31 protein-coding genes are annotated in these 26,550 nt (G+C 34.7%); 9 read left to right on the forward strand and 22 right to left on the reverse strand.

Annotated elements, in window-relative coordinates; genetic code table 11:
* The first annotated feature begins 196 nt into the window (after positions 1-196).
* The gene (locus E0W73_RS09830; protein ID WP_135221901.1) at positions 197-1,288 is read left to right on the forward strand and encodes a Ppx/GppA phosphatase family protein; all 1,092 of its coding nucleotides are present in this window, start codon (positions 197-199) and stop codon (positions 1,286-1,288) included.
* Positions 1,289-1,355: 67 nt separating this feature from the next.
* Here the strand turns inward: E0W73_RS09830 and E0W73_RS09835 are convergent, their stop codons facing one another.
* From E0W73_RS09835 to E0W73_RS09850, 4 genes are all read right to left on the reverse strand, one after another.
* A complete protein-coding gene (locus E0W73_RS09835) occupies positions 1,356-2,099 on the reverse strand; it encodes a hypothetical protein (protein WP_135221902.1) in 744 nt (247 codons plus the stop codon).
* Between the two features lie 101 nt (positions 2,100-2,200).
* Positions 2,201-2,941, reverse strand: coding sequence for a DUF3667 domain-containing protein (locus tag E0W73_RS09840; protein WP_135221903.1), 741 nt, complete (start codon positions 2,939-2,941; stop codon positions 2,201-2,203).
* Between the two features lie 12 nt (positions 2,942-2,953).
* Positions 2,954-3,205: a hypothetical protein gene (locus E0W73_RS09845; protein ID WP_135221904.1), complete on the reverse strand. Its 252-nt coding sequence runs from the start codon at positions 3,203-3,205 to the stop codon at positions 2,954-2,956.
* Positions 3,206-3,544: 339 nt separating this feature from the next.
* On the reverse strand, positions 3,545-4,345 hold the full coding sequence (locus tag E0W73_RS09850; RefSeq protein WP_135221905.1) for an XRE family transcriptional regulator: 801 nt from the start codon (positions 4,343-4,345) through the stop codon (positions 3,545-3,547).
* A 284-nt stretch (positions 4,346-4,629) separates the two neighbouring features.
* On the opposite strand from E0W73_RS09850, the gene E0W73_RS09855 reads away from it, so the two are divergent.
* From E0W73_RS09855 to E0W73_RS09870, 5 genes are all read left to right on the forward strand, one after another.
* Positions 4,630-5,028, forward strand: coding sequence for a hypothetical protein (locus tag E0W73_RS09855; protein WP_244248462.1), 399 nt, complete (start codon positions 4,630-4,632; stop codon positions 5,026-5,028).
* 3 nt (positions 5,029-5,031) lie between these two features.
* Positions 5,032-5,205, forward strand: coding sequence for a hypothetical protein (locus tag E0W73_RS21580; protein WP_244248463.1), 174 nt, complete (start codon positions 5,032-5,034; stop codon positions 5,203-5,205).
* 62 nt (positions 5,206-5,267) lie between these two features.
* Positions 5,268-5,447, forward strand: coding sequence for a hypothetical protein (locus E0W73_RS09860; protein WP_135221906.1), 180 nt, complete (start codon positions 5,268-5,270; stop codon positions 5,445-5,447).
* Between the two features lie 542 nt (positions 5,448-5,989).
* Positions 5,990-6,457, forward strand: coding sequence for a phage holin family protein (locus E0W73_RS09865; protein ID WP_135221907.1), 468 nt, complete (start codon positions 5,990-5,992; stop codon positions 6,455-6,457).
* 140 nt (positions 6,458-6,597) lie between these two features.
* Positions 6,598-6,909 carry a winged helix-turn-helix transcriptional regulator gene (locus E0W73_RS09870; RefSeq protein WP_135221908.1) on the forward strand — a complete coding sequence of 104 codons (312 nt, stop codon included), beginning with the start codon at positions 6,598-6,600 and terminating at the stop codon, positions 6,907-6,909.
* A gap of 232 nt (positions 6,910-7,141) precedes the next feature.
* Here the strand turns inward: E0W73_RS09870 and E0W73_RS09875 are convergent, their stop codons facing one another.
* On the reverse strand, positions 7,142-7,447 hold the full coding sequence (locus E0W73_RS09875) for a hypothetical protein (protein ID WP_135221909.1): 306 nt from the start codon (positions 7,445-7,447) through the stop codon (positions 7,142-7,144).
* 148 nt (positions 7,448-7,595) lie between these two features.
* On the reverse strand, positions 7,596-8,441 hold the full coding sequence (locus E0W73_RS09880; protein WP_135221910.1) for a leucine-rich repeat domain-containing protein: 846 nt from the start codon (positions 8,439-8,441) through the stop codon (positions 7,596-7,598).
* 170 nt (positions 8,442-8,611) lie between these two features.
* Between E0W73_RS09880 and E0W73_RS09885 the strand changes: the two genes are divergently transcribed.
* Together E0W73_RS09885 and E0W73_RS09890 are read left to right on the forward strand one after the other, a co-directional pair.
* Positions 8,612-9,100 (forward strand): DUF1761 domain-containing protein, encoded by a 489-nt coding sequence (locus E0W73_RS09885; protein WP_135221911.1) that lies wholly within the window; start codon positions 8,612-8,614, stop codon positions 9,098-9,100.
* Positions 9,101-9,217: 117 nt separating this feature from the next.
* Positions 9,218-10,363 (forward strand): GNAT family N-acetyltransferase, encoded by a 1,146-nt coding sequence (locus E0W73_RS09890; RefSeq protein WP_135221912.1) that lies wholly within the window; start codon positions 9,218-9,220, stop codon positions 10,361-10,363.
* Between the two features lie 8 nt (positions 10,364-10,371).
* Here E0W73_RS09890 and E0W73_RS09895 read toward each other — a convergent pair whose 3' ends face one another.
* Positions 10,372-11,241: a diacylglycerol/lipid kinase family protein gene (locus E0W73_RS09895; RefSeq protein ID WP_135221913.1), complete on the reverse strand. Its 870-nt coding sequence runs from the start codon at positions 11,239-11,241 to the stop codon at positions 10,372-10,374.
* Between the two features lie 59 nt (positions 11,242-11,300).
* Between E0W73_RS09895 and E0W73_RS09900 the strand changes: the two genes are divergently transcribed.
* Entirely contained in the window at positions 11,301-12,263 is a 963-nt protein-coding gene (locus tag E0W73_RS09900; RefSeq protein ID WP_135221914.1) for an App1 family protein, read from the forward strand.
* A gap of 75 nt (positions 12,264-12,338) precedes the next feature.
* Here the strand turns inward: E0W73_RS09900 and E0W73_RS09905 are convergent, their stop codons facing one another.
* From E0W73_RS09905 to E0W73_RS09980, 15 genes are all read right to left on the reverse strand, one after another.
* A complete protein-coding gene (locus tag E0W73_RS09905; protein ID WP_135221915.1) occupies positions 12,339-14,252 on the reverse strand; it encodes an ABC-F family ATP-binding cassette domain-containing protein in 1,914 nt (637 codons plus the stop codon).
* Between the two features lie 233 nt (positions 14,253-14,485).
* Positions 14,486-15,484, reverse strand: a complete 999-nt coding sequence (locus E0W73_RS09910) for a TerC/Alx family metal homeostasis membrane protein (protein WP_135221916.1) — start codon at positions 15,482-15,484, stop codon at positions 14,486-14,488.
* A gap of 30 nt (positions 15,485-15,514) precedes the next feature.
* Complete coding sequence (locus tag E0W73_RS09915) at positions 15,515-17,026, reverse strand: helix-hairpin-helix domain-containing protein (RefSeq protein ID WP_135221917.1); 1,512 nt, start codon at positions 17,024-17,026, stop codon at positions 15,515-15,517.
* Between the two features lie 3 nt (positions 17,027-17,029).
* Positions 17,030-18,439: a PP2C family serine/threonine-protein phosphatase gene (locus E0W73_RS09920; RefSeq protein WP_135221918.1), complete on the reverse strand. Its 1,410-nt coding sequence runs from the start codon at positions 18,437-18,439 to the stop codon at positions 17,030-17,032.
* 4 nt (positions 18,440-18,443) lie between these two features.
* Positions 18,444-19,496, reverse strand: a complete 1,053-nt coding sequence (locus E0W73_RS09925) for a TerY-C metal binding domain-containing protein (RefSeq protein ID WP_135221919.1) — start codon at positions 19,494-19,496, stop codon at positions 18,444-18,446.
* A gap of 252 nt (positions 19,497-19,748) precedes the next feature.
* Positions 19,749-20,207 carry a hypothetical protein gene (locus tag E0W73_RS09935; RefSeq protein WP_135221921.1) on the reverse strand — a complete coding sequence of 153 codons (459 nt, stop codon included), beginning with the start codon at positions 20,205-20,207 and terminating at the stop codon, positions 19,749-19,751.
* 10 nt (positions 20,208-20,217) lie between these two features.
* Entirely contained in the window at positions 20,218-20,853 is a 636-nt protein-coding gene (locus E0W73_RS09940; protein WP_135221922.1) for a vWA domain-containing protein, read from the reverse strand.
* A 140-nt stretch (positions 20,854-20,993) separates the two neighbouring features.
* On the reverse strand, positions 20,994-21,632 hold the full coding sequence (locus E0W73_RS09945; protein ID WP_135221923.1) for a vWA domain-containing protein: 639 nt from the start codon (positions 21,630-21,632) through the stop codon (positions 20,994-20,996).
* A 12-nt stretch (positions 21,633-21,644) separates the two neighbouring features.
* Positions 21,645-22,061, reverse strand: coding sequence for a hypothetical protein (locus E0W73_RS09950; protein ID WP_135221924.1), 417 nt, complete (start codon positions 22,059-22,061; stop codon positions 21,645-21,647).
* Positions 22,061-22,720, reverse strand: coding sequence for a TerD family protein (locus E0W73_RS09955; protein WP_135221925.1), 660 nt, complete (start codon positions 22,718-22,720; stop codon positions 22,061-22,063). Before E0W73_RS09955 ends, E0W73_RS09950 begins: the two co-directional genes overlap by 1 nt.
* 19 nt (positions 22,721-22,739) lie before the next feature.
* The gene (locus tag E0W73_RS09960) at positions 22,740-23,291 is read right to left on the reverse strand and encodes a TerD family protein (protein WP_135221926.1); all 552 of its coding nucleotides are present in this window, start codon (positions 23,289-23,291) and stop codon (positions 22,740-22,742) included.
* 9 nt (positions 23,292-23,300) lie between these two features.
* Positions 23,301-24,194, reverse strand: a complete 894-nt coding sequence (locus tag E0W73_RS09965; protein ID WP_244248464.1) for a hypothetical protein — start codon at positions 24,192-24,194, stop codon at positions 23,301-23,303.
* Between the two features lie 94 nt (positions 24,195-24,288).
* Positions 24,289-25,377, reverse strand: a complete 1,089-nt coding sequence (locus E0W73_RS09970) for a toxic anion resistance protein (protein ID WP_135221928.1) — start codon at positions 25,375-25,377, stop codon at positions 24,289-24,291.
* Between the two features lie 2 nt (positions 25,378-25,379).
* Positions 25,380-25,988: a TerD family protein gene (locus E0W73_RS09975; protein WP_135221929.1), complete on the reverse strand. Its 609-nt coding sequence runs from the start codon at positions 25,986-25,988 to the stop codon at positions 25,380-25,382.
* A gap of 6 nt (positions 25,989-25,994) precedes the next feature.
* On the reverse strand, positions 25,995-26,549 hold the full coding sequence (locus tag E0W73_RS09980) for a TerD family protein (protein ID WP_135221930.1): 555 nt from the start codon (positions 26,547-26,549) through the stop codon (positions 25,995-25,997).
* Position 26,550 lies beyond the last annotated feature (1 nt).

Here is a 26,550-nt window from a genome sequence, read left to right on the forward strand (position 1 = left end):
ACCGCAAAGAAAACAAATCTATTTTTCACAAGCGATTTAATGATTTGATAACCCGATTTTACTGGTCTCAGATTTCATATTCGTATCTGTTTTTATAAATTTGCAACCTCAAATTAATTTTTCACTTCACATACTTTAAATTGATAATGACCGTTTTAAGGCGTATCAAATTTTATTAATACCACAATTAAAAATAATGCTTAAAAAAAACAAACCCCAAGTTCTAATTTTTATTCTTTTAAATTTAATTTTTTCTATTAATTCCTTTTCTCAAAAAAATGTTTATGCCGGAATCGAAATCGGGCGTAGAGCCATTAAAATTTCGGTTTTAGAGGTGAATAATATCAAAAAAGCCGATTACAAAATTCTATCTTTTGCTACAGACAGAGTAAATTTTGCCGAACACATAGCCGCAAAAGGTGAGCTTCCTCAGGAAGACATCAACAAAATTAGTGCTGTAGTTGTTGATCAGCTGAAGAGAATTAGAGAAGAATTCAAGATTCTAGAAGAAAATATTATTATCGTTGCCGCTCCTGTTTTTGCGTCTGCACGAAATATTGATGCCCTGAAAAACAGAATAACGACGCTTACCAACAAAAGCTTTGAAGTTATGAATGTTGACGAAGAAGCGAAAACATTAGTAAAAGGTGCTATTCCGCCGGTTGATTATGCTAGTGCCCTTTTGCTTGATATCGGAGCACAAACTACAAAAGGCGGTTATATCGATGAGCCAGACAACAAGCTTGAATTCATTCCGCTAGAACTTGATTTTGGTACTATGACGCTTACAGATGCAGTACAAAAAACAGTTGTAAACCAGAGCCAGATTAATGATATGTCGACCTTTCAGGAAAAGTCTTTTAATTACAACGAAATCCTTCGTAAAAAGATTAAGGAAATGCTGGATTCTAATCCGCTTTTACAGAAAAAAGACAAAATCTATTTATCTGGAGGAGCTGTTTGGGCTTTTGCGACTTTGTATTATAACGAAAATGTAAAAGAACATTACGTGACCTTAACCTTAGAAGACGTCATCAATTACGATGCGATTCTGAAAAACAATTTCAGCAAGTACAATTCGCTGGCCAAAAACAATAAAGAAGCCGCTAGAGTTTTGAGCACTTACGATCAGAAATATCTAATTTCGGCAAATAACATCTTGGTTTCGCTGTTAGAAAGCATTCCGAATTTAGCTTCAAAGAAAGTTTATTTTGTAAAAGAAGGACAAGTTACTTGGTTGATTTCGCACATTGCAGATCGTTCTAAAAAGGTAAACACTAATTTCTAATTATCAATATAAAACAAACAAAAAAGCTTCAGAGAAAATCTGAAGCTTTTTTGTTTAGAATGAATTCTTAACAGCTTGTCGGAGTATAAAAAACAAGGTATTTTTCGATTACTTTATTGGTTTTGATGTTTCTTGTCTTTATTTTATAAATGTATCGATATTCAAAAAAATCAACCGGCAATTTATCAACAGATTCGACGTTTTTAATTTCATCATACCAATCAGCTCCACAATGTTTGTTTACGGCGGCTTTTAATTCGTCAAGAGTATAAGCTATCGGATTCTTAGGCATTTTAGAATGATTTTCTACTATATCTGTAATCGGGAATCTTAAGTCATCCTGATCAACGTCAATTTTTACCCATTCTGAAGTGTATTTCTTCCAATCTTCCAAAACACAAAAAGGAACTTCTATTTCTCGTTCTGTATTTATTCCTATCCTCATTTCATACCTTCCATAAAATTCTATTTCGGCAACTTGAGGTTGTTCAATTTTAAACGATTTTTCGTTCATCCAATCACCAGCAAAAAGGTCAAAGAAAATAGTATCTTGTGTGGTTTCGTAGCTTTTATCTATTTCATTGTATTCTTCCCGACAGCTCATATCAATATCTTTCAGGATAAGTGTCAAATCGGGGAATTTTATTCTAAAATCTCTGTCAGAATCTTGACTTACGGGTTGAACATCTGCTAAGTTTTGTTTTTGTGCAACCGCAACTTTTTTAGTTGTTTTTTGATTCAGATTCGTTGGCGTTTCTTTACAAGAGAAAACCAAAAAACACAGTAATACAATTTTAAAAGTAGTTTTCATAAGGTTGTTAGATTTGGGCATGTTTACTTGGGGGCTAAAATTAGTCAAAATCTAACGAAGCTGTTTTGCTGGAATAAATTCTTTTCTGATTTTCTTCTCGGTTAATGCAGGTATTTAATTCCGATTTCGTTAATCAGATTATTGATTCCTTGTTTGGTAATAATAAACAAAACAGAAATCAGCAGAACCCTCAACACCAGATTGATACGATTAGAACTGTAAGCCGAAAAATACTGGTAAAAGAAAATTGCTGTATAAGCAAAAATTAAAAAGACAACTACCAGATTTGTGGCCCTGATCACCTCAACATCGTTTGTGACAATCATAGTCAGATAGAGAATTGCCCGAAAACTAATGATTCCTGCCAGCAAATAGATATTGAGCACCAGATTTTCGGTGTAATTCTGTCTGCTTTTTCTAAAAATGAAAAAACTGAGTAAAGCATTAATCGGAATTATGAGAAAAGTTGCCAGCTTAGAATAGCCTTTTATAACTTTAGAAAGCCCCGAAACGCTTTCTTTATTAAACACATCGGTCAGTTCAGTTTTTGTCCATTTTGATAGAAAATAGTTTAGGGCCAGCAGGATGATTACCATTGCAAAAAAATTAAAATGCTTTACTCTTTTTCCTTGAATAAACTCTCTTATGCTATGGCCGGGCCTTGTAAAAAGCTCTTTTATGGTATAGAAAAAACCGTTGTCAAAATGAAAAATTCCGTGTATAAAATCATGCACAAAAAAATGGTGTAGAGAATAACGATGCGTATGAGTACTCTGTCCGCAGTTTGAACAGAAATTTCCAGAAACTTTTTGCTCGCAGTTTAAGCAGTATTCGATAGTCATAATCCAGCCGTTTTAACCGTTTTTTCTGGATTTGATTTCAGCGCTCAACTGATTCCAATAAATAAAAAGCGGCATCAATACCACCGGCAAAACTAGAATTGGAACAAATCCAGCAACCAGACTTTTTGATTTGCTGACTAAAAGAAAAAATACGGCTCCAATTAAAAACAGCCATAAAACAGCAGTGCCGATTAAAATTCCGGTAAGCAGTTTTTTTCTTCTATCTAATTCTGCTGTAGTTAGTTCGGTTAATTTTTTTTTCATGAAAAAAGATTTAAGTTATAAACTGGTTTGATTTACAGCAAACAAAAATCAATTAATAAATCGTGTCTCACAAGCAGTCATTTTTTTATGACTACTATATTTTTTCGCATAAAAAAAGACCAATAAAATGGTCTTCTTTGATTGATTTAAAAGAGTTACAGCTAATTTACCTTTAAATGTTTTTGGTAAAAGCGCCCCTAAAAAGATAACACTATAAATCTGAAATAATGTTGCTGCAAAACCAAACAAAAGACAAAGGTCAAAACAATGCAAACAAAAAAAGAGAAAGCCTTAAACAATAAGACTTTCTCTTTTTTTTTTGGAATCAACTTTAATTACTTAATTCAATTTCTTTCTCAATGTCTCTTCCATTTCATAGAATTTACTTTCTAGATCGTGAATCTTTTCATAAATATTAACCGGATCGGGCATTTGTCTAGAGGCATACATGCTCGCGTACCAAACCTCTAGAATATCTTCGGCATAAATAGAATACATTGGGTAATTTCCGTCGCGGTTATCTGATTTCAGGATTAATTTTCCGCTTTCTCTAATTCTGTTTAAAACCCTTTTTACTACTACTCCATCATTTTTGCTGACAATTACATAAATTCTTCCGTCGAGAATGTCATCAAAATTGTCAACATATTTCCCGAAAAGATAATCTCCGTCGTGAATTGTTGTGGACATCGAGTTTCCTTTAATTTCAAAACATCTATAAGTACCGTTTTTCAGCATCGGCATACTAAAAGAAGGAAGGCTTTCCATATATTCCGGATCAGCATAACCGTCAAGGTAACCGGCGCGGGCCTTTACTCCAACAAAGTTAATGTTTTCATCTCCTTCTTCGTTTACCGTTATAATTTTAGGTATATGCAGACTAACAGCATTGTTTGACTTATTGATGAAAATATCTGCACTATCTCCAAAAAAATAGTCCGGATTAACCTTAGCATGTGTAATAATACTTTGAAGGAGATCAAAACCTGGTTTGGTTCTTTTTCTTTCACCATCAGATTGTAATCTTCCAATAGTAATACTATCTATCGTTGTGCTTGTAACTCCTATTAGTTTGGCAAATGAGTTATTGTTTAACTTCATTTCGTCTATAATGCGTTTTATTTTATCGTGTATTTCCATGTTGCAACTCGGTTTCGATTTTTATGTAATATGTTTTACTTAAAGCAAAACTTCAAGTATATGTTGCAAAGCTACGTAATATATGGGAAATAACAACATCTGTTCTTGATTTATTTTAAAAATCATTGATTTTCAACACTTAAAGAATCCATTTTCTATGAAATATCATACAGATTCAGGCTCAGATACTTAAATCATATTACTGAAATTACTGCGTTTTTATATGTAATATGTTTGCAATAATCAAACATATGTTTTATATTTGCTTAAAAATAATCCAACATATGATTTTAAAAGAATTTTATAACCAGGAAAAAAATGCAATAGAAACAGAACTTGTTTCGATTGCGCCAAAAGTACAGCTTTACAGCGATGCCGTTTTTAAAACCGCGATAGAAACTCCTATAATAATGTTTAAGTACGATGCTGTAAACTGGGAAACGTCCTCAGAAAAAAATTACAAGGCAGATGTATCTTTCTCTCTTTCGATTGTTCTTCCGGTAGGAAATGTTTCGATACTGAACTACGAAGAAGCGTTCGAAATTGCTTCTCGCATAGATAAAGCCATTTTGTCTGGAGACAACAGTAACGCTTTTATAGACACCAATTCAACTTTTAAAGTAAAAGAAAAACAATATTGCAACCAAGAAGTGTATTGGCCAAAAAACGATTATTTTATTTAGGAAATGACGTACAAAACAACCCTGATCGAAAATGCGTTAAAAAAGAAATACATTCTCTTCAACAATGGCATGAGCAATACAGAACTAGAAAAACTTGGATACAACCTGACTTCTGGAATAATCGGCATAAACACAAATCAAGTGGAAGGAAATATAAATCTAGACATCGCTCCTTAATCTAAACCAAACAACCAAAAACAAAACCTAAACAAATTTTATCATCTCATAAACCTCATATCATGAAAAGAAGCAGAACATTATTAGAAAAAAGGAGAGATTATGTTTTAAATTACATTAATACAAATCAAGCCAAACAAATGAAAGTCGTAGTTGCCGAACTTTCAGACAGTTTGTTCTTAACTGAACGCACTATTTATACTATTATCAGCGAAGGTCTTTCTTTGGAAGCCAAAGCTTAAAAGACTGAAACTACAGCTTTTGCCCTTCTGAAAAATTGGAAAAAGCAGCCTTGAGAACTAAATTTGTTCTAGGAAAAAATAAAAATTTTACCATAAGGCCTGCGGTAAAATTACGCTCAATCTTCGGAAAGAAGATTTCTAAAAAAATAAAAACATACTGCATTTTGTACTAAAATCACAAATCGCATTTCGAAAATAAACTATCGATACTAACAAATTCAACCATTTGTTACAGCTATACTTATGCCCTTTTTTGAGTAAAAATCCAAAATCAAAACACACACAATTTATGCAGACAGCTTAGATCAAACAACAAAAAACACATTGATTCGCTTTTTCCTTCAGTTCGGGAAGAAATTAGCAGAAATTATCGAAGAATTCGATTTGCTTGCTTACTGGAAGAGCAAAAAAAAAGACGCATTACGCAGTGGCTCAGGGCCGCGTAACCTTTTGGGGCAAACCCCAAAAGGTTATTCAAAGATAAGGCCTAAAAAACATGTCCTTAAGAATTACAATTAGAAATTAACAAAAAAGAAAAAGAGATGAATAAAATTTCAGAATATTTAGATGAAATAAAGCTGCTGCTTTATGGGGTTTTTATTTACCTGGAAATGGATACGGGAATTGTTAAAGTATTGTTCTACCTGATGGTCATGGATACTTTTTTGGGCGTTACCAAAGCCATTGTATTAAATAACCCGTTTAGTTTTAAAAAACTGGCATCTGGATTCGTTTCCAAATTGGCCGTATTGCTCATTCCGACAGCGCTCGCACTAATGAGCATCGGTCTTAATTACAACTTCAAATGGTTTGTAACTATCGTAATGGATTTGCTAATTGTGAGCGATGGAATTTCGATAATCAGCAATATTATCGCTATAAAAACGAAAAAAGAAGTCGAAAATTTCGATGCCATGACATTGATTCTAAAATCAATCAGAAATAGGTTGATTATGCTTTGCAAAAGATTATTGATTACGATAGATCCCAAATATCATGTAGAAAAATAATCCCATAAAACTAAGCTTCGGAGAAATCTGGAGCTTTTTTATTTACTGTTTTTTCAAAATTTAGTCAGTGTCGTAATCTGCTTTTTACTTTATTCCTATATTTGACAAAATCTTCCGTCAATTTAAACCTAAGTCTAATTATGGCTGCCAATCAATCTCAGGAGAAAACAGAAACTTGTCCGGCTCAGGCACTTTTGAAATTATTATCGGGCAAATGGAAAGCCGAAATTTTTAAGCTTGCAGTAGAAGCCCCTCTTCGTTTTAACAGTCTGCTGCGTCAGATTCCAGGCTCAAACAAACAATCTCTGGCTGTTGCGTTGCGCGAAATGGAAGAAGAAGGTTTACTGGAAAAAATCGTAATCAAAGAAAAACCACTTCACATAGAATATTACATCACTGAAAAAGGAAAACTTTTTATTCCTGTTTTCCAGCAATTGGAAAGTTTATCTTAACCCTTTGGATGAAATAGAATAAAATAGCTTCATTCAAATATTAAAATCTAATCTGCTAAAAACTGCGTGAAATCCTTTTTGCTTATAAATTTTTCAAACAGATTAAAGCAGATTTAGGCAGATTTATATCTAAGCTGATTTAATAGAATTGAAAAAAAATTTACTCAACGTGTTATCTTAACAAAAAAGATCATTCGGCTGAATGATCTTTTTTGTTTTTATTGTAAAAATATTAAGCTCTAAACAAAGCATATTTGTTATAGTTGAACAAAACCAAATCGTAAGGCACTAAAAGCGGTGCAATTTTTTCTGATGATGCATCAAATGTGATTCCGTTATGTTTTCTGAACAAATAAATCTCTTTTAGGCAGTTAGACAAGCTTTGGTGGATTTCTGAAGTAAAAAGAGGAAGCTGCTTATCGCCTACTAAAAGATCAATTTGATAGTTTGAACTGCTTTTAGATAAATTGTTCCCAATAATTCTTAATGTAAAAACAGTCGATTTTCCGTGTTGCTGTCCTTGATATTTTATGATCATAATAGTGATTATTAAGGGTTATTATTACAGCTGAAATAACAGCTTTATTTCTTTTTAAAGTTAAAAATAAAAATATAAAAAAATGTATAAATCCAAAAATACTGCAGCAATTAATTGCCTCTTTTTTTAAATATCTTTTTATCTTAAATCAGTATTGCAATATGCCCTGATTGGTTATTTCGATTAAAAATGGTTTTCCGTTTTCGTCCCGCATTGTCAGGTTAAGGGCATCTAGCAAAGCAATATGTTTTGAAGCCGTGCCCGTAAATTTGTTGTAAGACAGATTCAGTTCGGTAAGTTTTTGCAGTTTATCAATTGCAGCAGGAATTTCGCCTTCAAAGTTATTGTCAAACAAACTTAAATTTTCAAGAACACCAAAATTTGCAATTTCACTATTCAAAAACCCAGACAGCTTATTATTGTTCAATAGAAGCACTTTCAATCCTGTTAATTTGTAAAATGACTGTGGTAAATTTCCTTGAATTTCATTACTAAAAACAGCCAGAATTTCTAATCGGTTGAGATTTCCAATTGCTGACGGCAATTCGCCTGAAAGTTTATTTTTATAAAGTTCCAGATTTTTAAGTTTGGCTACTGCGCCAATTTCTGACGGAATACAACCCGTCATCTCATTATTTGAAAAATCCAAAATTTCTAGTTCTTTAAAATTCTGAATCGAAGTCGAGATCTTGCCGCTTATTTTATTATTCTGAAGTTTCAATTTTACCAAATTTGTCAAATCAAAAAAAGCCTCTGGAAGCTCTCCTTGCAGATTATTAGACGACAAATCTATTTCGACTACCTTACTGTTTTTCACCACAACTCCGTACCATTCTGACACAGCAAGCGATAAATTCCATTTTGTTTTCCAATTTGTTCCTCTTGTGGCATGATAAAGTTTTAGAAGCGCTTCTTTCTCTTTAACCGAAACATCGGCTGCTAGAGCATTCACAGAAAAAGCAAAACTTAAAATAAAGGCAGATAAAATTCGCATTATGGTCTCTAAAATTAGAATTCGGCGGCAAAAGTACCTTTTTTCAACACTATAAACTATTAAATCTTTATAAAGTATTTATAAAGAAACAATTAACGAAGTTTAAAAAAAAACGAGCATCTTCTTTTTTTAATTACATTTGAACTAACTAATTCTAAAAACCTCATAATATGGAAATTAACTATTCTATTTTCTTCATTGCCGGAATTGTAACTTTGTTTACAGGGTTTGTTTGGTACCATCCAAAAGTTTTTGGAACCATCTGGATGAAAGAAAACAATTTTACACAGGAAGAACTTCGAAAAGGCAATATGCTCAAGATTTTCGGGCTTACATACCTTTTTTCTGTTATGCTTGCTTCGGCCTTGCTTTCGTTTACAATACATCAGTCTGGCGCAATCGGAATGATTGGAGGACCTCCTGAAATTGCGGCAGCTAAACCTTCTTTTCATGCTTTTATGGCCGATTATGGCAAGCACTTTCGTACGTTTAAGCACGGCGCTCTTCATGGTTTTATATCCGGTTTGTTTTTTGCTTTGCCAATTATCGGAATCAATGGCTTATTCGAAAGAAAATCTTGGAAATACATTTTGATACATGCCGGTTTCTGGATGCTTTCGCTTACTATTATGGGTGGTCTAATCTGTCAGTTTGCTTAAACTTAAAATATAAAAACCCGTTTGAAATTTAAAGTCAAACGGGTTTTCTTAATATTAACTTAAAGAAAGTAAGTTATTCTAAATATTAGCTAATTTTGAAGAAATTAGTCGACTCTCTTGAATACAAATTACTCTTTCAAAATTTACAACAGCGCAACCTCAGTACCCGAAGAATGGAATTTTCTGGCTGCCTCCAACATTTTTTTGACACGAGAATATCTCGAAGTATTGGAAAATTCTTGCCCGGTAAATATGATTTGCCATTTTATCGGTTTTTTTGAAGAGGAAAAGCTTATCGGAATTGCGCTGACGCAGTTTTTGTTTGCCGAAAGATTGGAATCATTCGGAGAACGCGACCAATGCCTTAAGACTTCTGTTCGCAATTTTGCTTTTAAGAATTTTGCTTCACACGTTTTATTTGTCGGCAACAATATGCTTACAGGTCAAAACGCATTTGCATTTGCTGCAGATGTAAAAGAATCAAAATTTGTAAAAACACTTCATAAAGCGATTACACAGCTTAAAAAAGAGCTGAAAGCCAGTGGCAAAAAAGTACATATTACCAGCATAAAAGATTTTACAGCTTCGGAAATTAAACCGCTTCAGGCCGAATTCAAAAACAATTATACGTTTTCGACTCAGCCCAATATGATTTTTTCCATTAATGAAAACTGGAAGACCGAACAGGATTACATCGATGCACTTTCAAAAAAATATCGAGATCAATACAAGCGCGCCCGCAAAAAATCTGAGGGAATCGTAAAACAAAAAATGACATTGGACGACATTAGAAAATATGAAGATGTTATTTACGATTTGTATTTCCATGTGGCTAAAAATGCTCCATTCAACACTTTTTTTCTAGCCAGAAATCATTTCAGCTTTTTTAAGGAAATCATGCAGGACAACTTTTTGTTGTATGGTTATTTTTTGGATGAAAAGCTTATTGGTTTTAATACTTTGATAAAAAACGGCGATGTAATGGACACGTATTTTTTAGGATACGACGAAAGCATTCAACGCGAAAAAATGCTGTATCTTAATATGTTGTACGACATGATTGCTTATTCTATTAAAAAAGGATTTAAAGAAATCATTTTTGCTCGAACGGCTCTCGAAATCAAAAGTTCTGTGGGCGCCAAACCTGTAAAAATGTACGGCTTGATCACCCACAGTAATGCTTTAATAAACCACAATATCGGTCGTTTTTTCAATTATCTAGAACCCAAAACGGAATGGCAGGAACGAAATCCGTTTAAATAGTTAAATATTTAAGGCACAGCCAATTTCATCTGCTTATGCAAAATATGAATTTCTAAAGACGTCTGCTCACCGCAGTATTCTCCATCAATCTGGAAACTTACCGGTTTATCGGTTTTTATTTCTGCTTTATCGGTTGAAATAATTACGATGTCATCTGAATCAATTGGCATATTTCCTGTGATAATTTTTCCGATTAAAAGCAAATCGAGACTTTTTAGGATTACTAATTCAAATTTGCCATCATTCATAGCGCCATTGGGATTTATAGTCACACCGGTTCCGTATTTCTTAGAATTAGCGACCACAATCATTCGGGCAACATGTTTTACAGTTTTGTTGTTGGCGGTAATCGAAGCAGTGAAGGGATCTCCGGAATCTTTTAATGTTGTAAAAGCTTGCATTGCGTAGCCCCAAAAACCTCTCAAATCACTCTGTTCGTAATTTTTTACCAAATCGGCGTTGAGCCCTAGGTCGCTCAAATGGATGCTTTTTTTGCCGTTGATGCAAATCATATCCATTTCGATATAATGATGCAGGAAAGCAATTTTTAAATTTTCTTCGATTGTTGCAGGAAGATTTAAATCGACTGACAAACCGTTTGCAGAACCGGCTGGAATGATTCCAATAATCACATTATGATTTTCCATTGCTTCGGCGGTCATTTTTATGGTTCCGTCGCCGCCGGCAACGATAATTCGTTCGGGCTGGAATTCATTATAAAGGTTCTGAATATTTTTTATATCATTTTTTCCTGTAGTTTCATAAACATTCAAGTTTATATTATTGACAGCCGCAAACTCCTGTGCAGCTTCTATCAAATCAGATTTATCAAGGTCTCCCGAAATCGGATTTACAATGAATAAGGCGTTCTTTTTCAAAATTTTATTTTTAAAACCAATTAAATTAAGTAATTTACATATATAAAAGTACGCAATTAATGAAACCAATTCTACAATTATATCGAGGTTATGCAAATGAGCAGGAATTAATTGTAATGGGGCATGTTTTTAAGCGAGAATTCAATTATGATTTCCAGAAAAAGAATCTAAAAAATGCCAAATCAATTATCAATTTATTCCGAATAAAAACCTTAGAAAATTTCGACGTTTATTTAAAATACGGCGGGCAAGAAATTCATACCAAAACACTGGATGACGGTTATTTTAAATTCTGCATTCCGCTCGAAAAAGAAACGCATTTTGGCTGGATGAATTATGAGGCGTATATTCTCTACAATAAACAAAGAATTAATTGTACGGGCAATTTTATAAGACCGCATAAAGGAAATCTCGGAATTATTTCGGATATCGATGATACTTTTCTGATTTCGCACACGCGGAATTTTTTTATGAAGCTTTACATCTTGCTGTTTAAAAACGTAAACGACCGTAAAGTTTTTAAGAATGTTGTGCCCCATTATCAAGCACTAAGTGCTGCTGGAAGAAATAATGAAGAAGAACAAAATGCGTTTTTCTACATTTCTAGCAGCGAATGGAATCTTTATCGTTTTATTGTAAAATTTACCAAAATACACAAACTGCCCAAAGCGGTCCTTTTGCTAAAAGATATTAAAAGAGGAATTACCGATTTTTTTATGAGCGGACGCGGGAGCCACAATCATAAGTTTGAAAAAATAAAACATGTGGTCGAATTTTATCCAACCTTAAAATATGTTTTGATTGGAGACGATTCGCAGCATGATCCTGTTTTATACGAACGAATCTGCAAAATATTTCCTGTTACGGTGATGGCTGTATATATTAGGCAAACCGGAAAAAACAAAAAAGAATCGACCTTAAAAATCCTGACAAATATGGAAAGCCTGGATGTTGAGGTTTGTTATTTTAAAGACAGCGAAGAAGCAATAGCACACTCAAAATCTATTGGGATTATTAAGTAATTGGTTTTCGGGTTTCAAGTTTCAAGTTTCAGTTTACACGAAACAACGTGAAACTTGAAACCTGAAACAAAAAAACTAAGCATTAAAACTATCAATCTCTTCTTGAACTGTTTCCCAGTCGGTTAGCAATTGATCTAGTTCTTGTTTCTTTTTGTTGTATGCCGTAAAGAAAGAAGCGTCTTCTGCGTGTTTGTCATAATTAGAAGCCAGCATTTTGTCATCATGCTGAATATCTTTTTCTAATTGCTGAATCTGGCTTTCAATTTTACTCAATCGGTTCTGAAGCGCTTTTCCTTTTTTCTGATCTTCGTAAGATACTTTAGGAACTTCTTTTACTGGAGCAGCTTTAACAACATCTTTTTTCTCGACTTCACGCATATTTTCAAGATTGCGCTGCTCTAAGAAAAAGTTGATGTCCCCTAGATATTCTTTGATTTTCTGATCTTTAAATTCGTATACAATATTTGACATTCCTTGAAGAAAATCCCTGTCGTGTGAAACCAGCAATAAAGTTCCGCCAAATTTTTGAAGCGCCGCTTTTAATACATTTTTAGATTTAATGTCTAAGTGGTTTGTCGGCTCATCCATCAGCAAAACGTTGATTGGTTGCAATAATAATTTACAAAGCGCCAAACGGTTGCGTTCTCCTCCCGAAAGCACTTTTACTTTTTTCTCAACATCATCTCCACGAAATAAAAATGCTCCCAGCATATCGCGTACCTTCATGCGATTAGTGTCTGAAGCCGCGTCTTCCATAGTTTGCAGCAGCGTTATTTCTCCATCCAAATGTTCGGCTTGATTTTGAGCAAAATATCCTAACTGAACATTGTGTCCCAATTTGATATTTCCATCGTATTCAAATTCGTTTACCAATGCTTTGATGAAAGTAGATTTTCCTTGTCCGTTTTGTCCAACGAAAGCAATTTTACTCCCTCTTTCAACCAATAAACTAATGTCTTTAAGAATCGTTTTGTCTCCGTAAGCTTTTGTAACATTTTCTGCTTCGATAACCACTTTTCCTGGTTCTTTTGAGACTGGAAACGAAATATTCATAACCGAATTGTCGTCTTCATCAACTTCAATTCGTTCTACCTTATCTAATTTTTTAATGAGCGACTGCGCCATAGATGCTTTTGATGCTTTGGCACGGAATTTCTCGATCAGCTTTTCGGTTTCTTCTATCTTTTTCTGCTGATTTTTTTGGGTCGCCAATTGCTTTTCGCGAATTTCATGGCGCAATTCTAAATACTGAGAATAAGGTTTGTTGAAATCGTATGCTTTTCCTAATGAAATTTCGATGGTGCGGTTCGTTACATTGTCCAAAAACATTTTATCGTGCGACACAATTACTACAACTCCCGGATAATTTCGAAGGAAATTTTCCAACCAGATAATACTTTCGATATCTAAGTGGTTCGTAGGCTCATCCAGCAATAAAACATCATTGGACTGCAATAATAATTTAGCCAATTCGATACGCATTCTCCATCCTCCAGAAAAAGTTTCAGTCTGATTGTTAAACACTTCCCTCTTGAAACCTAAACCTAAAAGGATTTTCTCTGTATCGCCTACATAATTGTAACCTCCTAAAAGCTCAAAACGATGTGTGTAATCAGACAAATCCTCGATAATTTGTCCGTATTCTTCGCTTTCATAATCGGTTCTGGTCACCAATTGATGATTGATTTGCTCTAATTTTTTTTCTACAGCCTTAATATCTGTAAAAGCTTCATATGCTTCTTCTAAAACAGTTCTTCCTTGTTCGAAATCAATATCCTGACGCAAAAATCCCATTCGGATATCTTTTTCTTGTGAAATTACTCCTGAATCGGGTTTAAAATCTCCTGCAAGCATTTTTAGCATCGTCGATTTACCAGCTCCGTTTTTACCCACAAGGCCAACGCGGTCACCCGCACCTAAACGAAAAGTAACTTCTTCAAATAAATAAGTTCCGCCAAAAGAAACTGAAAGATTGTGTATATTAAGCATAATTTGTAACTATTGTTAAGCAGTTCCGATAAAAATCACCACTTTTTTTGAAAGTGCAAAAGTATGATAATTAATTTAAGTTTTGGCAGCCGACACCAAAACAAATAAAACCACAGTTTGTTTTTATTTCTTTTTGAAATTTAGCCATTTAAGTTTTGAAACTTTACTATCGCTACAAAAAAAAAGCGGATGAAAATCAATTTCCATCCGCTTACAATTATGTTGTGTTTACCTTATTCTTCTTTTGCTTCTGGAAACAAAATAGAAGCAATCACAGAAATGATAAGAACTCCTCCAATTACCATTAATGAGTAAATAGAATCGATGTGATAGAATGGAGAAATGATCATTTTAATTCCGATAAACGAAAGAATAATCGCAAGTCCGTACTGCAATTTGCTGAATAAGTGAATAAAGTTATCCAATAAAAAGAATAAGGCTCTTAACCCTAAAATCGCAAAAATATTTGACGTATAAAGGATAAATGGATCATTTGAAATAGCAAAGATTGCTGGAATAGAGTCTACTGCAAACAATAAATCTGTAAATTCGATTACTGCTACAACCACCAAAAGCGGTGTTGCCAGTTTTTTACCGTTTTCGTAAGTAAAAAATTTATCGCCGTCGTATTTGTCGCTTACTTTAAAAAACTTTCTGATCAATCTAGCCCCGCGTGTATTGTTGTAATCTTCGTCGTCGTCATCGTCTCCAGAAGACCAAGATTTGATACCTGCATAAACCAAGAACAAACCAAAAGCAGTCATAATCAAGTTGATATCATACTTAAATCCTTCGATTCCCGCAAGACCTAAAAGTTTGTTCAAATACGTCAGTTCGATCAAGAAAGCGCCCGAGAAGATAAATATCGCTCGTAAAACCAAGGCACCAATGATACCCCAAAATAAAACTTTGTGCTTATTTTCATTAGGAACATCAAAAAACTTAAAAACCAAGATAAAAACAAAAAGGTTGTCTACCGAAAGTGCTTTTTCGATCCAATAAGCCGACTGAAATTCGTAAAATTTCGCAGCACCGGCAAAATGGTACACCAAACCACTAAAGATCATCGCCAAGCTGATCCAGACTAATGACCAAGTAATAGCCTCTTTATTGCTTACAACGTGGCTTTTTTTATTAAAAATTCCTAAATCCAGCAGCAGCATGATGACTACGGCAACCGCAAAAACGATAATTAAACCGGGATGTTCTGAAAAGATGGGGTGTTGATTCATTTTTAAATAATTGATTAAGTTAAAATTTTATTATGTATTGGCCATTGTTACGACTATCACTCGTCCTCCTTCTTCATTGGATAGGAGTATTTTTTTTCCGTCTGTAAGTTCTACCATTGTTCCAATCGGAATTTCTTTGTCTTCTGTTAAATCTTTTAAAGAAGTCAGTTTCTGGTTGACAAAAACCCACTTATTATTAAAAAAAGTAAAATAACCTACCGGCATTTTCTGCTGCGGTGTAATTTTCTCATTTCTGACAATATTACGATTAACATGCCATTGAAACAAATATTGATCGTTATAAACCATCAATCTGTGATTTTCGGGTTTCCAAACGGTATCTTGAAATTGATAATACAAATCTAAAACCGGCAGCGTTCCTTTGTGTGGCGTTCCGCAGAATGGGCATCGCGGACTGTTGGTATTATCAAAAACATACCATTTTTGGTCGCACGAAACATTATGGCAACGCTGCATTAAATCGGTTGTTTTCAATAAAGCAATTTCCCACTCTTCGGCATTCGGACGTTGCATCGGGTTGTGAAGCCCGTCTACAAATACTTTATCAAATAATGCTTTTAAGTAAGGTCCTGTAAGGGTATAAGGCAATTTGTCTATGTCTGCCCAAGGAAGATCCCATTTTGACACCTGATTGAGTTTTGGACGATTTGTTGGGTCTGTTGGATGTTCGATAAACATAGCCTTCTCTCCCATCGAAAGCAAATCGTCTTTTTCGGTATCTAAATCGTGTACTTTTCCTCCTTTTAATGGATGCCTGTGAAGCAGAAACATATAAATTAAAACTGGCAGCGCATGCAGATCGGTCAATCGGCTTGGCAGTTTTCGGTTAGGATCTGATTTGTCTAAATGTTTGGTCGAAAGCACTTCTGGCGCAATAAACTCGGCCGTTCCGATTACTTCTGCAGGAAACAATCCTGGAACCACCAATCCGTCCAAATCAATCATACAAGCCGATTTCTGGATTGGATCTATCAAAACATTATTGTACGACAAGTCAGAATGCGCTAATCCCATGGCGTGCATTTTTTTTACACCTCTCGTCAAATTAACACAAACCTGAAAATAACTCAGCCAATCTCCTAATTCGGATTTTGCCACACGAAGCGGAAATGCGGGATTTCTAAATTTAGAACCTGCAAACCATTTTCCATTTTTTTCTTTTCCTTGAATTAAATCACTGGTTTCATATCCTTTCTTAAAGAAAAATTTCATGTCGTAAATCGGCACAATTATTCCTGTCAGCCCTTTATGCTCGATTACGTCTGTCGGCCATCTATAGACTTCTTTAAGATAATAATCGCCCGCCTCTCCGTTCTGAATCTGCGAAAGGTATTTGTTGGTAATGCGCTGCAACCTTTCTTTTTGGTTAAAATCTAGTTTTTCCCTAAAAATAGCTACAACATATTTTTTATCTGGACTAAAATAAACATCCTTTACACCCCCGCGCATCGGTTCGCCGTTATCGACAAACTGGTAGGACTTTGCAGGATCGTTAATTGATTTTACAGTTATTGTACTCATGATTTAGTAAATTATAGCGAGGGTTCTGTCATCGTGGTTTCCTGGGCTCCAAAAATCCATCCAGTCAGAAAGCTGCGCTGCAATTTCAGTATTATCTTTATTAAATTCCAATTTAATTCCGTCTTCATTATTTCCCTGCAGATCGTTTAGGAATTCATTCCATTTTTCAATTTTTTCCAGACTCGCTTCCACGACAAATTTAGGATCGTAAATCCCGTCTGTCATCAGCATTAAATACGAAAAATCATCAACCAGTTTAAAACCAAATCTTGACGAGAATTTATCATTTTGAAAAATTTCTGGCATTGTTATAAATCTTGTACCGCCTCCAAAATCTCCTACATCAAGCCAGTTCATCAATTTGATTTCGGTAAGTTCCTTGTCTAATAATCCGATTGGGCAATCACCGATTCCAAATGTCAGTACGGCATATCCGAAATCATATTTTTTAACCATAGCAAAAATCAGAGTCGCGTGAAAATTTTTTAAATCTGCCTCGTTTTTCAAAGCGGCTTCTACGATTTTCTGGTGAGCAAAATAAGCTGCTTTTGAAAGATTATGATATACAAAATGGCTTATTTTTTTTGAAGTCTCCTCTGTAATTTTTTGATGATGTGCTGCTAAAACAGCATCAAATTCGTTGAAAACAGCAGCATTAAGATTTTCTTCAAAATATTCTATAACCGAATTACAAGCAAGTTTAGAGCCTTGTCTCGACAAACTTGCCGAACCGGCGCCATCTGAAACTGCCACTACGCTCCAACCGATTTCTTTGAAATTTTTAAATGCAAAATCATCTTCTCGAAAAGAACCTGCATTGGCATGGCTTCTTCCTCTTTTAGAAGCTATAACTATGTTTTTATCTAAAAATTTATCAGAAACTGTAGCAACATCTGCTTTCCAGAACGGGTCATTTTTATCGCTCTCTAAATTTTTCCATAACGACTTTGGATCCGGATTAACGATAAGCGTAATAATCTTTTCATTCAAAACAGAATCTTCGGCTTCGCCTTCAATCCTAAACATAGCTTTTAATTTTAAATCACCGCTTATTTCTGGCACTCCGTACAGTATTTCATCATTCAAGTCAAATACAAGACCTGAATTCTCTAATCCTTTAATTTCAAAAAAAACAATATCATTCCAGCCCAAAGCTGCAAAATCAATTTTTGCTTGATATTTTTTGTTGACAGTCCCGTTCGGAATTAAAACCGTTTGTGTCAAAATATCATCAATTCTATTTTTCAAAATCCAATTCTGCATGATTATTTTTTGGTTTTCCTGAATTATTTTTACTGCATTGATATTGGTTTCATTAGAAGCGAATTCCTCAAAAAGAGCTGCTTTTCGTGATGAAATATCAATTTTCTTTTGGGATAAAAAAGACTGTATATATCTTTTGGTTTCATCCATACAATTATCCCTGAGTTCTGTTTACATCAAAACCACCTTCTCCACAGCCATAACTTCCTTGATTGCCACACCACGGACAAGTACTGATCTGCTCGTCTCCAATACAATGTATTTTTTGACAAACGCAAACTGCAAATGCCACCTGATTACCGCAACAAGGACACGTTGGACCACCGATAAGTTCGTCTGTATTGACCTTATTGTTAAAATTGCCCGAATCTGCCAGCTCAAAATAAGAATTATCAACCTGATAAGCCCCTACTAATCTGTAGCTTTTTGAAGACAACTCGATTCCCGCGTAAATAGATTCTGCGATTGTCTTGCGGTATTTCATCAAATACGGTCTTTTTGTGTTTTGGCATTTTCCATTCAAAACCACAAAATTATCATCAACATATTGACGGTTTGGAGCTTCTTTGGTTAAATCTATTTTAGAAAGTGTTTCTCCGTCTAATTTTGCCAGTTCAAAACCAGTCGAATTGTTTTCAACACTTATACTGCTTGTTTTAATTGAATCGGTTACCCATTTAAAAAACTCTTTGTACGACTGTACATTTGTGTTTTTAAAATGCAGTACATTTTCTGTCAGTTCGCCTAATAATTTTGTATCTGTTTCGCTTCCGAAAGAAATCGCAATTAAGTTTGCCGTACGCTGCCAGTTTTGTTTCCATTCATTAATTGCAGCCTGAGTATCGTCTGTAGGAACTCCATCAGTAAACAAGAAAACTATTGGTTTCCAGTCGCCTTTTACCTCATAAGTAGTTTTTACGATATTGCTTCTCAATTCGTACATTAAATGCCCTAGACCCTTGCTTAAAGAAGTTCCGCTTCCTATTGGGAATTTTGGAGGATAAAAACTCACTATTTCCTGTAACGGAACCAGTGTTTTGGGCTGTCCAGCAAATACGATTATCGAAACAAAAACTGTTTCCAGCGCATGTGGATCTGTTTTTAAAGCCTGAATAATAGTCGCTAAACCTTCTTCAACCTGCTGAATCGGTTCTCCAACCATTGATTCTGAAATATCAATTAGAAAATATATCGGTAATCTTCTCATTTTAAAGGAAATTTAATATCATTAAAAAAACAACTAAAAGCAGTATCTGCGTCATGTCCACCGCAAGACCAGTTCCAACCTGGAAAGGCTTGACCATTGGTTTCAGAAAATTGAAGATGGGTGAAAATATACTGTTGAAAAAATCAAAAACAGATTTGTACTGTGAATTCAGCCTGTCTTTGTAAGGCAGTAATTTGGAATACAAAAACAGCCCGACAATCAGAATTTGAACAATTATTTTTAGAGCATGCATTATGAAAACACTTTTATCAACTCGTTTGCAATTTCTTTGAAAGCCTGCCTTTCGTCACTGTTTTTTGTGTAGTATCCGTAAATCGAAACGCCGTTATTGGGTTCGATATAGTTAACAGAAAAAGCAGCTCCGTAACATCTACTCCCTCTATTTAACGGAATATCATGCATTATTTTAATGTAAGCGCAGTTTTCGCGAATGATAACGTCTTTTATAGCAAAATCATTTTTTTGATACTGCTTTCTTAAAGTCTGTTCCACATTTTTGATGTCAAAATTGGCAACAGTTGAGGTTTCATAACAAATATTCAAATCATCGATGTTCATAGAATCCAGAATTTGCTCAGGACTCAAAACCATCGCTTCAAATTCTTCGTCTTTACCTTCGTAATACATTTCATCTGCCGCCTTACCAACTTTGATCAGTACTTCTGTAAATGTAAATAATGTGTCAATCATTTGTTTGAAATTAAATCACAACAGTTATTTCGCTTGGCGGAGGAGGCAATGTTACGCTTTCGCCCGTTCCTTGGCTTTTGTTGCCCTGCTCGATGGTTTCTGACACCCATTTAAAAAATTGCTTCAGCGTAGAACTGTCGGCAGAAGCCAGATGTACTACATTATCAGTCAGTTCTTTTAAAATTTCGTCGTTTGCCATATGTCCTGCAGCACATCCTACGACAGCGCCAAAACTCAAATTTCTTATTTCCTGAGTTTTTTCTCTGTATAATTGAATATCCGAAGGTTTTCCGTCTGTAAAAACAAAAAGCAACGGTTTCCAATCGCCTTTTTGAGTCGCAGAACCTTTTATAACATCTTTTTTTACTTTTTGAATGACAAAATCCAGACCTGCTCCCGTATTGGTTGGGCCACTTTGCGGGCAAGTGATTTCAGGAAGCTGAAAATGAACCAACTCTGTAAGCGGAACAATTTCTTTTACTTCACGATCGTAAGTAATAATGCTGATCCAAAGCGAATCTAAAGCCTGAGCATCTGAACGCAACGTATTGACCATTCCGCTTAAAGCATTGTTTAAAGCCTGAATTGGCTCTCCGTACATAGAACCCGAGGTATCTAGCAAAAAATATACTGGTAGTCTTCTCATATCACTTTCAAAAAATGTTATAACAATGAAAATTACTGACTTTAGAATTTCATATCAGAAATTGAAAAGCGCTGTTCATAACATCGCTTGATGTTATTTAATTATTCGATCAAAAAAAATACAACTCCGCCTTTCAGTTCTTAGACGATAATATTTAATTCTGATGGAGGCGGAGGCAATTCTTTTAAATTCGTAAATTCTTTTCCTGAATCTTCGACTTTTGTTGAGGTTACCCCAATCGAAGCGGTTACCCATTGAAAAAACTTGCCGATACTGGCACTATCTGCGGTATCCAGACTAACAACATTATCTGTAATCTGTTTTAAAATAGCGGCATCTGCCCCACCGCCTGCTGCACAGGCCACGGTAAAAGCAATTTTGGCTTTTTTAAATTCATTCAGACCGCTTTCCCAGTTGTCTGTCGGAATTCCGTCTGTCATGATAAATACCAACGGTTTCCAATCTCCTTTTTGTTCTGTCGTTGTTTTGGCAACTTCAGATTCAATCTTTTGAGCGGTTAATCTTAGTGCTTCACCGAGGGCCGTAACTCCCGATGCTTTAAGATCTACCATCTGAAAAGAGGCCAAATCGGTTAAAGGAATCAGCTGCTGCGCTGTAGTATCAAAAGTAATAACGCTCAAAAAAGCAGTTTCAATTGCCTGAGGATTCTGGCGTAATGAACTGATCATCATTTGAACTCCATTTTTTACAGCTTCGATTGGCTCTCCGGTCATTGATCCGGATGTATCTAATAATAAATATACAGGCAGTCTTCTCATGGTCGTAACGATTTATACAGGAATATTATAAGTCGGTGTTTCTGTAGCTGGACTGTTTCCTTGATTTGAGCTCTGAACGCCGTCAATGTTGTATGTGCTTGTATCTGCCTCTGGATCATGCTGTGTCAAGTGGCTCATTACTTCCATAGTTAAATCTTTACCTCCTACAATATGGTGATAAGCAGAACCTATAGTGTAAATGGGTCCCCAAGGAAATCCCCACCATCCTACAACTAAATTCAATACTGCGTAACCCCAGGAATATTTAAATGTACTTTCATCTGGTCTGATGAAATAGATGTCTGAACTTCTTTTTAAAGTCATCAATACAAATGAAATCGTATAGGGGAAAATGACAAATTTACCTCCTTGGTGTACTAAGTCACGCACCTGCGAAACTCTTAGTCCGTCTATATTTTTGATTTGCATTATAGGTACGATTTTACAATTTTGTGAATAGTCTGGCCTAAGAAAGTATCGTCTGTTGGGTCTCCGATTGCACTAAATTTCCATTCTCCATTTCTTTTGTATAATTTACCCATAATGATAGAGCGCTTGTTTACATACTGCGCTTCTGCAGATACGTTGTATGACGCAAACTCTGAAACTACTCTTGTCGGCGTTCCTTCGTACATTCTGATTTTCGCATATGGAATTTGAGAAAAATCTTCTTTTCCTGCATTGTTCAAAAAGAAAAATATTTGCGATACTTTAGGGTCAACTTTAGAAAGATCTACGGTGATAATCTCATTATCCAGACCGTCATCTCCTCCTGTATCACCAGCAAGATCATCACCTGTATGTTTAAGAGCGCCGTCAACACTTAATAATTTACCTTTTGGCAAACCAAATTGCTGCAATACTTCTACTCTGTACAATGGAGAATACAAATGGTCGCAAAGCTGGTTCTGGTCATTAATCAAAATACAGCTAAGATCTAAATCTACTTCGGTAATGTTTTTTGATAACCCTAAGAATCCTTTGGTTTCAATTGCACCCCAGTTTACACCGACGCAAAAATTTGTTAATGTTTCTCCGCTTGATTTACGCAAATCAATTTTTTGTCCTTTGGTTAAGTTAATTGCCATGTTTAAATTGGGTTTTTAATTAGTTATATTTATTTAAATAATCTTGTAAGCCGCCTTTCATGCCTATTCCGACTGCCTCAAATTTCCACTCGTTGTTTCTTTTGTAAAGTCTTCCAAATTCTACAGCAGTTTCTATAGAGAAATCTTCGTCAAGTTCATATTTAACCAACTCAGTATTGGTCTGATCCAGAATTCTGATAAATGAATTTCTGATTTGTCCGAAGTTTTGTCTTTTGGTCTCTGCTTGGTGAATCGTTACCACAAAAGAGATTTCGTGCACATCTGCCGAGATTTTAGATAAATCGATTTGGATTTTCTCATCGTCTCCATCGCCATCTCCTGTTAAATTATCACCTGTATGAATTACCGCTCCGTCTGGCGATTTCAAATTATTGTAATAAACAAAATGGTTGTCATTTGGAATTTTTCCATTTGCACCAACTAAAAATACCGAAGCATCTACATCAAAACTTGATCCGGTGTTGCTTGAGTTGCTGTCCCAACCAAGACCTACTGTAAACTTCGGAGCATCAATACTCTGCCTTTGACCTTTTTCTAAATTAATCGCCATTTTATCTTTTTAATTAATATTAATATTTAACATTGATTTTAAAATATTCGTCTGTTCATCTACGTTTTGCAAGTCTTCCAAAAAGTCGACAGACGAAATTTTATTTAAATAATCTTTCAATACTTCCTGCACGTTTTCTGGCAATGAAGTTTTTATGATGCTTAATTCTTGTTCTAGCGCAAAATTTTTATCCTCCAACTGTTGAATAATTTCACCTTTAGCTGAATTGTTTTTTGAAAGATCAATTCCTTTTGCCATTTCATTTTCAATTAGATAAAAGGCTTTTTCATTTCCAACAAAAACAAACAAATCATTAGAATCCCTGAATTCGTATACTTCGATAATTTCATTATTACAAACCAGACCGCACAAAAACTTGATTTTAAATTTCAATATGTTCAGTCTTCCTAAAAGTTTCTTTTCAAACTTCGCATATTTGTTTTCGTACAAACTCTTTTTAACCGCCGCTAGCTGTTCGTACTGTTCGATAGTAATTTCCCTGTAATATTCTGTTTTTACACTATCAGAAAAAGAAATTATATCTTTCCAGTCAAAAGACAGGTTTAAATCTGAAGCAAAGATGTTGTACAGCTGTTCAATCTTTTGAGACATTCTTTCTGCATGCTCTCTTGCCTGACTTGCAAATTCTTCCTTGCCAATTTCTGATTTCAGTTTCGCAATAATATCACTATTGATATATATTTCGTCTGAAACCAAACTGTACTGTCTTTCTTTTGACTTTTTTATTTTCTGAAACAAATCGATTAGACTGTTTGTATACTGTATATGAAACAGTTCCAGCTTGTTGATATCTAATGTCTGATTCTTTTGAAAAAGGGAATGAATGACTTTTGTTCTTACCAAAACGCCAACAAAGTCCTTGTGGTTAAAAAAATTGGACAACAATTTTAAAACCACCAGTTTTCTGCTGCTATCGTTTATTATTTGAACGTACCTTTCCTCTTCCTCTTGCATTCAATAAATTCCTTATTCTATATTAGCTTATAACCCCTTTTTTTAATTCGGCTTCAAGGCTTTGTAATCCAGCATCAAGCTGTCTTCGGGTTTCTGTGCCTTGCTCGTGAATTTGTTTTACTTCTGTTAAAGTATCAATCAATGATTTTGTCGTCATTTTTAGAGTTTCTAGAGATACAACCGTATTTTCATTTTCTCTTGCCACTTCGATACTGTTTTGTCTCAGCATTTCAGCATTTTTCTGCAGAATAGTGTTGGTTGTTTCTGATACTCTTCTTTGAACCTCGATATTTTGTTTTTGTCTTTGAAGTGCAACAGCAAGCGTCAGCTGGTTTTTCCAAACTGGCATTGTTGTTGTCAAAATAGACTGTGCTTTTTCGGCTATAGAAGTGTTATTATTCTGCACGACACGAATCTGTGCCAGCGATTGCAGCATAATAAAACGAACAATCTTCATATCGGCTAAACGTTTGTCCAGACGGTTTACGAATGTTCTTTTGTCTGAAATCTGATAGTCTTGATATTGAGCTGGATTGGCTTCCATAACAGCAAGTTCTTCATTCAATTCCTTAAAACGAATCTGTCCTGCGATAATGTGTTTTTCCATTTCTTTAATCAGATTAACATTGCCGTCAAACATGGTTTGAAGCGCGCTGTTATCTTTCACAGAATTAATCATACCAGCCTTAACCTTGTTACTGATTTTGTCAATGTTTACAGTAATTTTATCGTATTGCTGAAACAATTTTTTGACATCTACAACCAATTTATTCAACAAAGGAACCTTTGAAATAAATCTCTTAAAAGGTCCTTGATTAAGCTGATCTACATCTACATAATTAAGCTCAGTCAATAAATCGTTAATCAAAGATCCTACTTCGCCAGAATTATAAGTTCTTACATTGGTTAAAAAAGTATCGCTCTGTTTTGCAATCGAGTTTTGAATTTCTGCTCCGTAGTTCAGAATCGAATTGGCATCATTCTCATTTATCTGATTCGAAATAGATTTATAACTATTTACTTCGGCCTCAGTAATTGAAGTCAAATTCACATTACCGTCTTTGTCGATCAAAGAAGTATTTTCTTGTGTAATTAATTGATTTTCTTCCATTTTTATAAATGATTTTGTTGAATAGTCACAATAGTCTGTTCTAACTTCTTATCACTTGTAGGAACTCCTACAGCACTAAATTTCCAATCACCGTTTCTTTTATAAAAAACTCCTAAAACCATTGAAACGCTTCCTGCAAAAGTTGCGTCGTTTGCGACATCAAAACGTGCAAATTCTTGTGTTACTCTTGTTGGTGTTCCTTCATAAATTCGGATAGAAGCAAATGGAATATCTTTGAAATCCTGGCCTCTAAAACTGTTTATAAAGAATGCCACATAATTTGCCGCTGGTGATAACTGATTAAAATCTAATGTGATTACTTCATTATCCAATCCATCATCTCCATTTAAATCTCCAGTCAAATCATCTCCGCTGTGTTTTATAGCACGGTCGTTTGATATTAATTTTCTAAAATTTACAGAATCAATATGATTTTTTTTCTCATCATATACAGCACAGCTTGCATCTAAATCAACGGCTTCTTTTTTGGTTCCGAAAAAACCTTTTTTCTCGATTGCTCCCCAATTTACCCCTACACAAATGTTTTGTAATTTGGTACCGTTGCTTTTTTCAAGATTGATACGCTGTCCTTTTTCTAAATTAATTGCCATAATATCTTAGTTGTATTTATTTAAATAATCTTCTAATCCGCCTTTCATTCCAACACCCATAGCCTCAAATTTCCACTGGCCGTCTTTGTTGTAAATTCTTCCAAATTCTACAGCTGTCTCTATAGAAAAATCTTCTTCAAGTTCGTATTTTACAATTTCTTGGTTGTTGCTGTCATCAACAATTCTGATGAATGAATTTCGTACTTGTCCGAAATTTTGCTTTCTGCTTACCGCGTCGTGAATTGTTACTACGATACAGATTTCTTTTACTGACGGATTAATTTTTGTCAAATCAATTTTTACTTGTTCATCGTCTCCATCACCATCTCCAGTTAAGTTATCTCCCGTATGAATAACCGATTCATCTGGTGATTTTAAGTTGTTGTAAAAAACAAAATGAGAATCAGAAAGAATTTTTCCGCTGTCACCCAAAATAAAAACCGAAGCATCAAGATCAAAACTTGAACCTGTACTGCTGCTGTTTGTATCCCATCCTAAACCTACTGTAAATTTTGGTGCGTTGATATTTTCGCGTTGTCCTTTTTGTAAATTGATAGCCATA

The sequence above is a fragment of the Flavobacterium foetidum genome (genome assembly GCF_004634245.1).
In the GTDB taxonomy this organism is placed as follows: domain Bacteria; phylum Bacteroidota; class Bacteroidia; order Flavobacteriales; family Flavobacteriaceae; genus Flavobacterium; species Flavobacterium foetidum.

Bases quoted from the DNA above. Each gene is read 5' to 3' on its own strand.
- E0W73_RS09955 (WP_135221925.1), bottom strand. From the start codon at position 22,720: ATGGCAATTAACTTAACCAAAGGACAAAAAATTGATTTGCGTAAATCA.
- E0W73_RS09925 (WP_135221919.1), bottom strand. From the start codon at position 19,496: ATGAGAAGATTACCGATATATTTTCTAATTGATATTTCAGAATCAATG.
- E0W73_RS09835 (WP_135221902.1), bottom strand. From the start codon at position 2,099: ATGAAAACTACTTTTAAAATTGTATTACTGTGTTTTTTGGTTTTCTCT.
- E0W73_RS09905 (WP_135221915.1), bottom strand. From the start codon at position 14,252: ATGCTTAATATACACAATCTTTCAGTTTCTTTTGGCGGAACTTATTTA.
- E0W73_RS09875 (WP_135221909.1), bottom strand. From the start codon at position 7,447: ATGATCATAAAATATCAAGGACAGCAACACGGAAAATCGACTGTTTTT.
- E0W73_RS09910 (WP_135221916.1), bottom strand. From the start codon at position 15,484: ATGAATCAACACCCCATCTTTTCAGAACATCCCGGTTTAATTATCGTT.
- E0W73_RS09915 (WP_135221917.1), bottom strand. From the start codon at position 17,026: ATGAGTACAATAACTGTAAAATCAATTAACGATCCTGCAAAGTCCTAC.
- E0W73_RS09970 (WP_135221928.1), bottom strand. From the start codon at position 25,377: ATGGAAGAAAATCAATTAATTACACAAGAAAATACTTCTTTGATCGAC.
- E0W73_RS09870 (WP_135221908.1), top strand. From the start codon at position 6,598: ATGGCTGCCAATCAATCTCAGGAGAAAACAGAAACTTGTCCGGCTCAG.
- E0W73_RS21580 (WP_244248463.1), top strand. From the start codon at position 5,032: ATGACGTACAAAACAACCCTGATCGAAAATGCGTTAAAAAAGAAATAC.
- E0W73_RS09840 (WP_135221903.1), bottom strand. From the start codon at position 2,941: ATGACTATCGAATACTGCTTAAACTGCGAGCAAAAAGTTTCTGGAAAT.
- E0W73_RS09920 (WP_135221918.1), bottom strand. From the start codon at position 18,439: ATGGATGAAACCAAAAGATATATACAGTCTTTTTTATCCCAAAAGAAA.
- E0W73_RS09980 (WP_135221930.1), bottom strand. From the start codon at position 26,549: ATGGCTATCAATTTACAAAAAGGACAACGCGAAAATATCAACGCACCA.
- E0W73_RS09855 (WP_244248462.1), top strand. From the start codon at position 4,630: ATGATTTTAAAAGAATTTTATAACCAGGAAAAAAATGCAATAGAAACA.
- E0W73_RS09885 (WP_135221911.1), top strand. From the start codon at position 8,612: ATGGAAATTAACTATTCTATTTTCTTCATTGCCGGAATTGTAACTTTG.
- E0W73_RS09845 (WP_135221904.1), bottom strand. From the start codon at position 3,205: ATGAAAAAAAAATTAACCGAACTAACTACAGCAGAATTAGATAGAAGA.
- E0W73_RS09880 (WP_135221910.1), bottom strand. From the start codon at position 8,441: ATGCGAATTTTATCTGCCTTTATTTTAAGTTTTGCTTTTTCTGTGAAT.
- E0W73_RS09945 (WP_135221923.1), bottom strand. From the start codon at position 21,632: ATGAGAAGACTGCCTGTATATTTATTATTAGATACATCCGGATCAATG.
- E0W73_RS09860 (WP_135221906.1), top strand. From the start codon at position 5,268: ATGAAAAGAAGCAGAACATTATTAGAAAAAAGGAGAGATTATGTTTTA.
- E0W73_RS09900 (WP_135221914.1), top strand. From the start codon at position 11,301: ATGAAACCAATTCTACAATTATATCGAGGTTATGCAAATGAGCAGGAA.
- E0W73_RS09950 (WP_135221924.1), bottom strand. From the start codon at position 22,061: ATGCAAATCAAAAATATAGACGGACTAAGAGTTTCGCAGGTGCGTGAC.
- E0W73_RS09975 (WP_135221929.1), bottom strand. From the start codon at position 25,988: ATGGCAATTAATTTAGAAAAAGGACAGCGTATCAATCTTGAAAAAAGC.
- E0W73_RS09865 (WP_135221907.1), top strand. From the start codon at position 5,990: ATGAATAAAATTTCAGAATATTTAGATGAAATAAAGCTGCTGCTTTAT.
- E0W73_RS09850 (WP_135221905.1), bottom strand. From the start codon at position 4,345: ATGGAAATACACGATAAAATAAAACGCATTATAGACGAAATGAAGTTA.
- E0W73_RS09960 (WP_135221926.1), bottom strand. From the start codon at position 23,291: ATGGCGATTAATTTAGAAAAAGGTCAAAGGCAGAGTATTGATGCTCCG.
- E0W73_RS09830 (WP_135221901.1), top strand. From the start codon at position 197: ATGCTTAAAAAAAACAAACCCCAAGTTCTAATTTTTATTCTTTTAAAT.
- E0W73_RS09935 (WP_135221921.1), bottom strand. From the start codon at position 20,207: ATGATTGACACATTATTTACATTTACAGAAGTACTGATCAAAGTTGGT.
- E0W73_RS09940 (WP_135221922.1), bottom strand. From the start codon at position 20,853: ATGAGAAGACTACCAGTATATTTTTTGCTAGATACCTCGGGTTCTATG.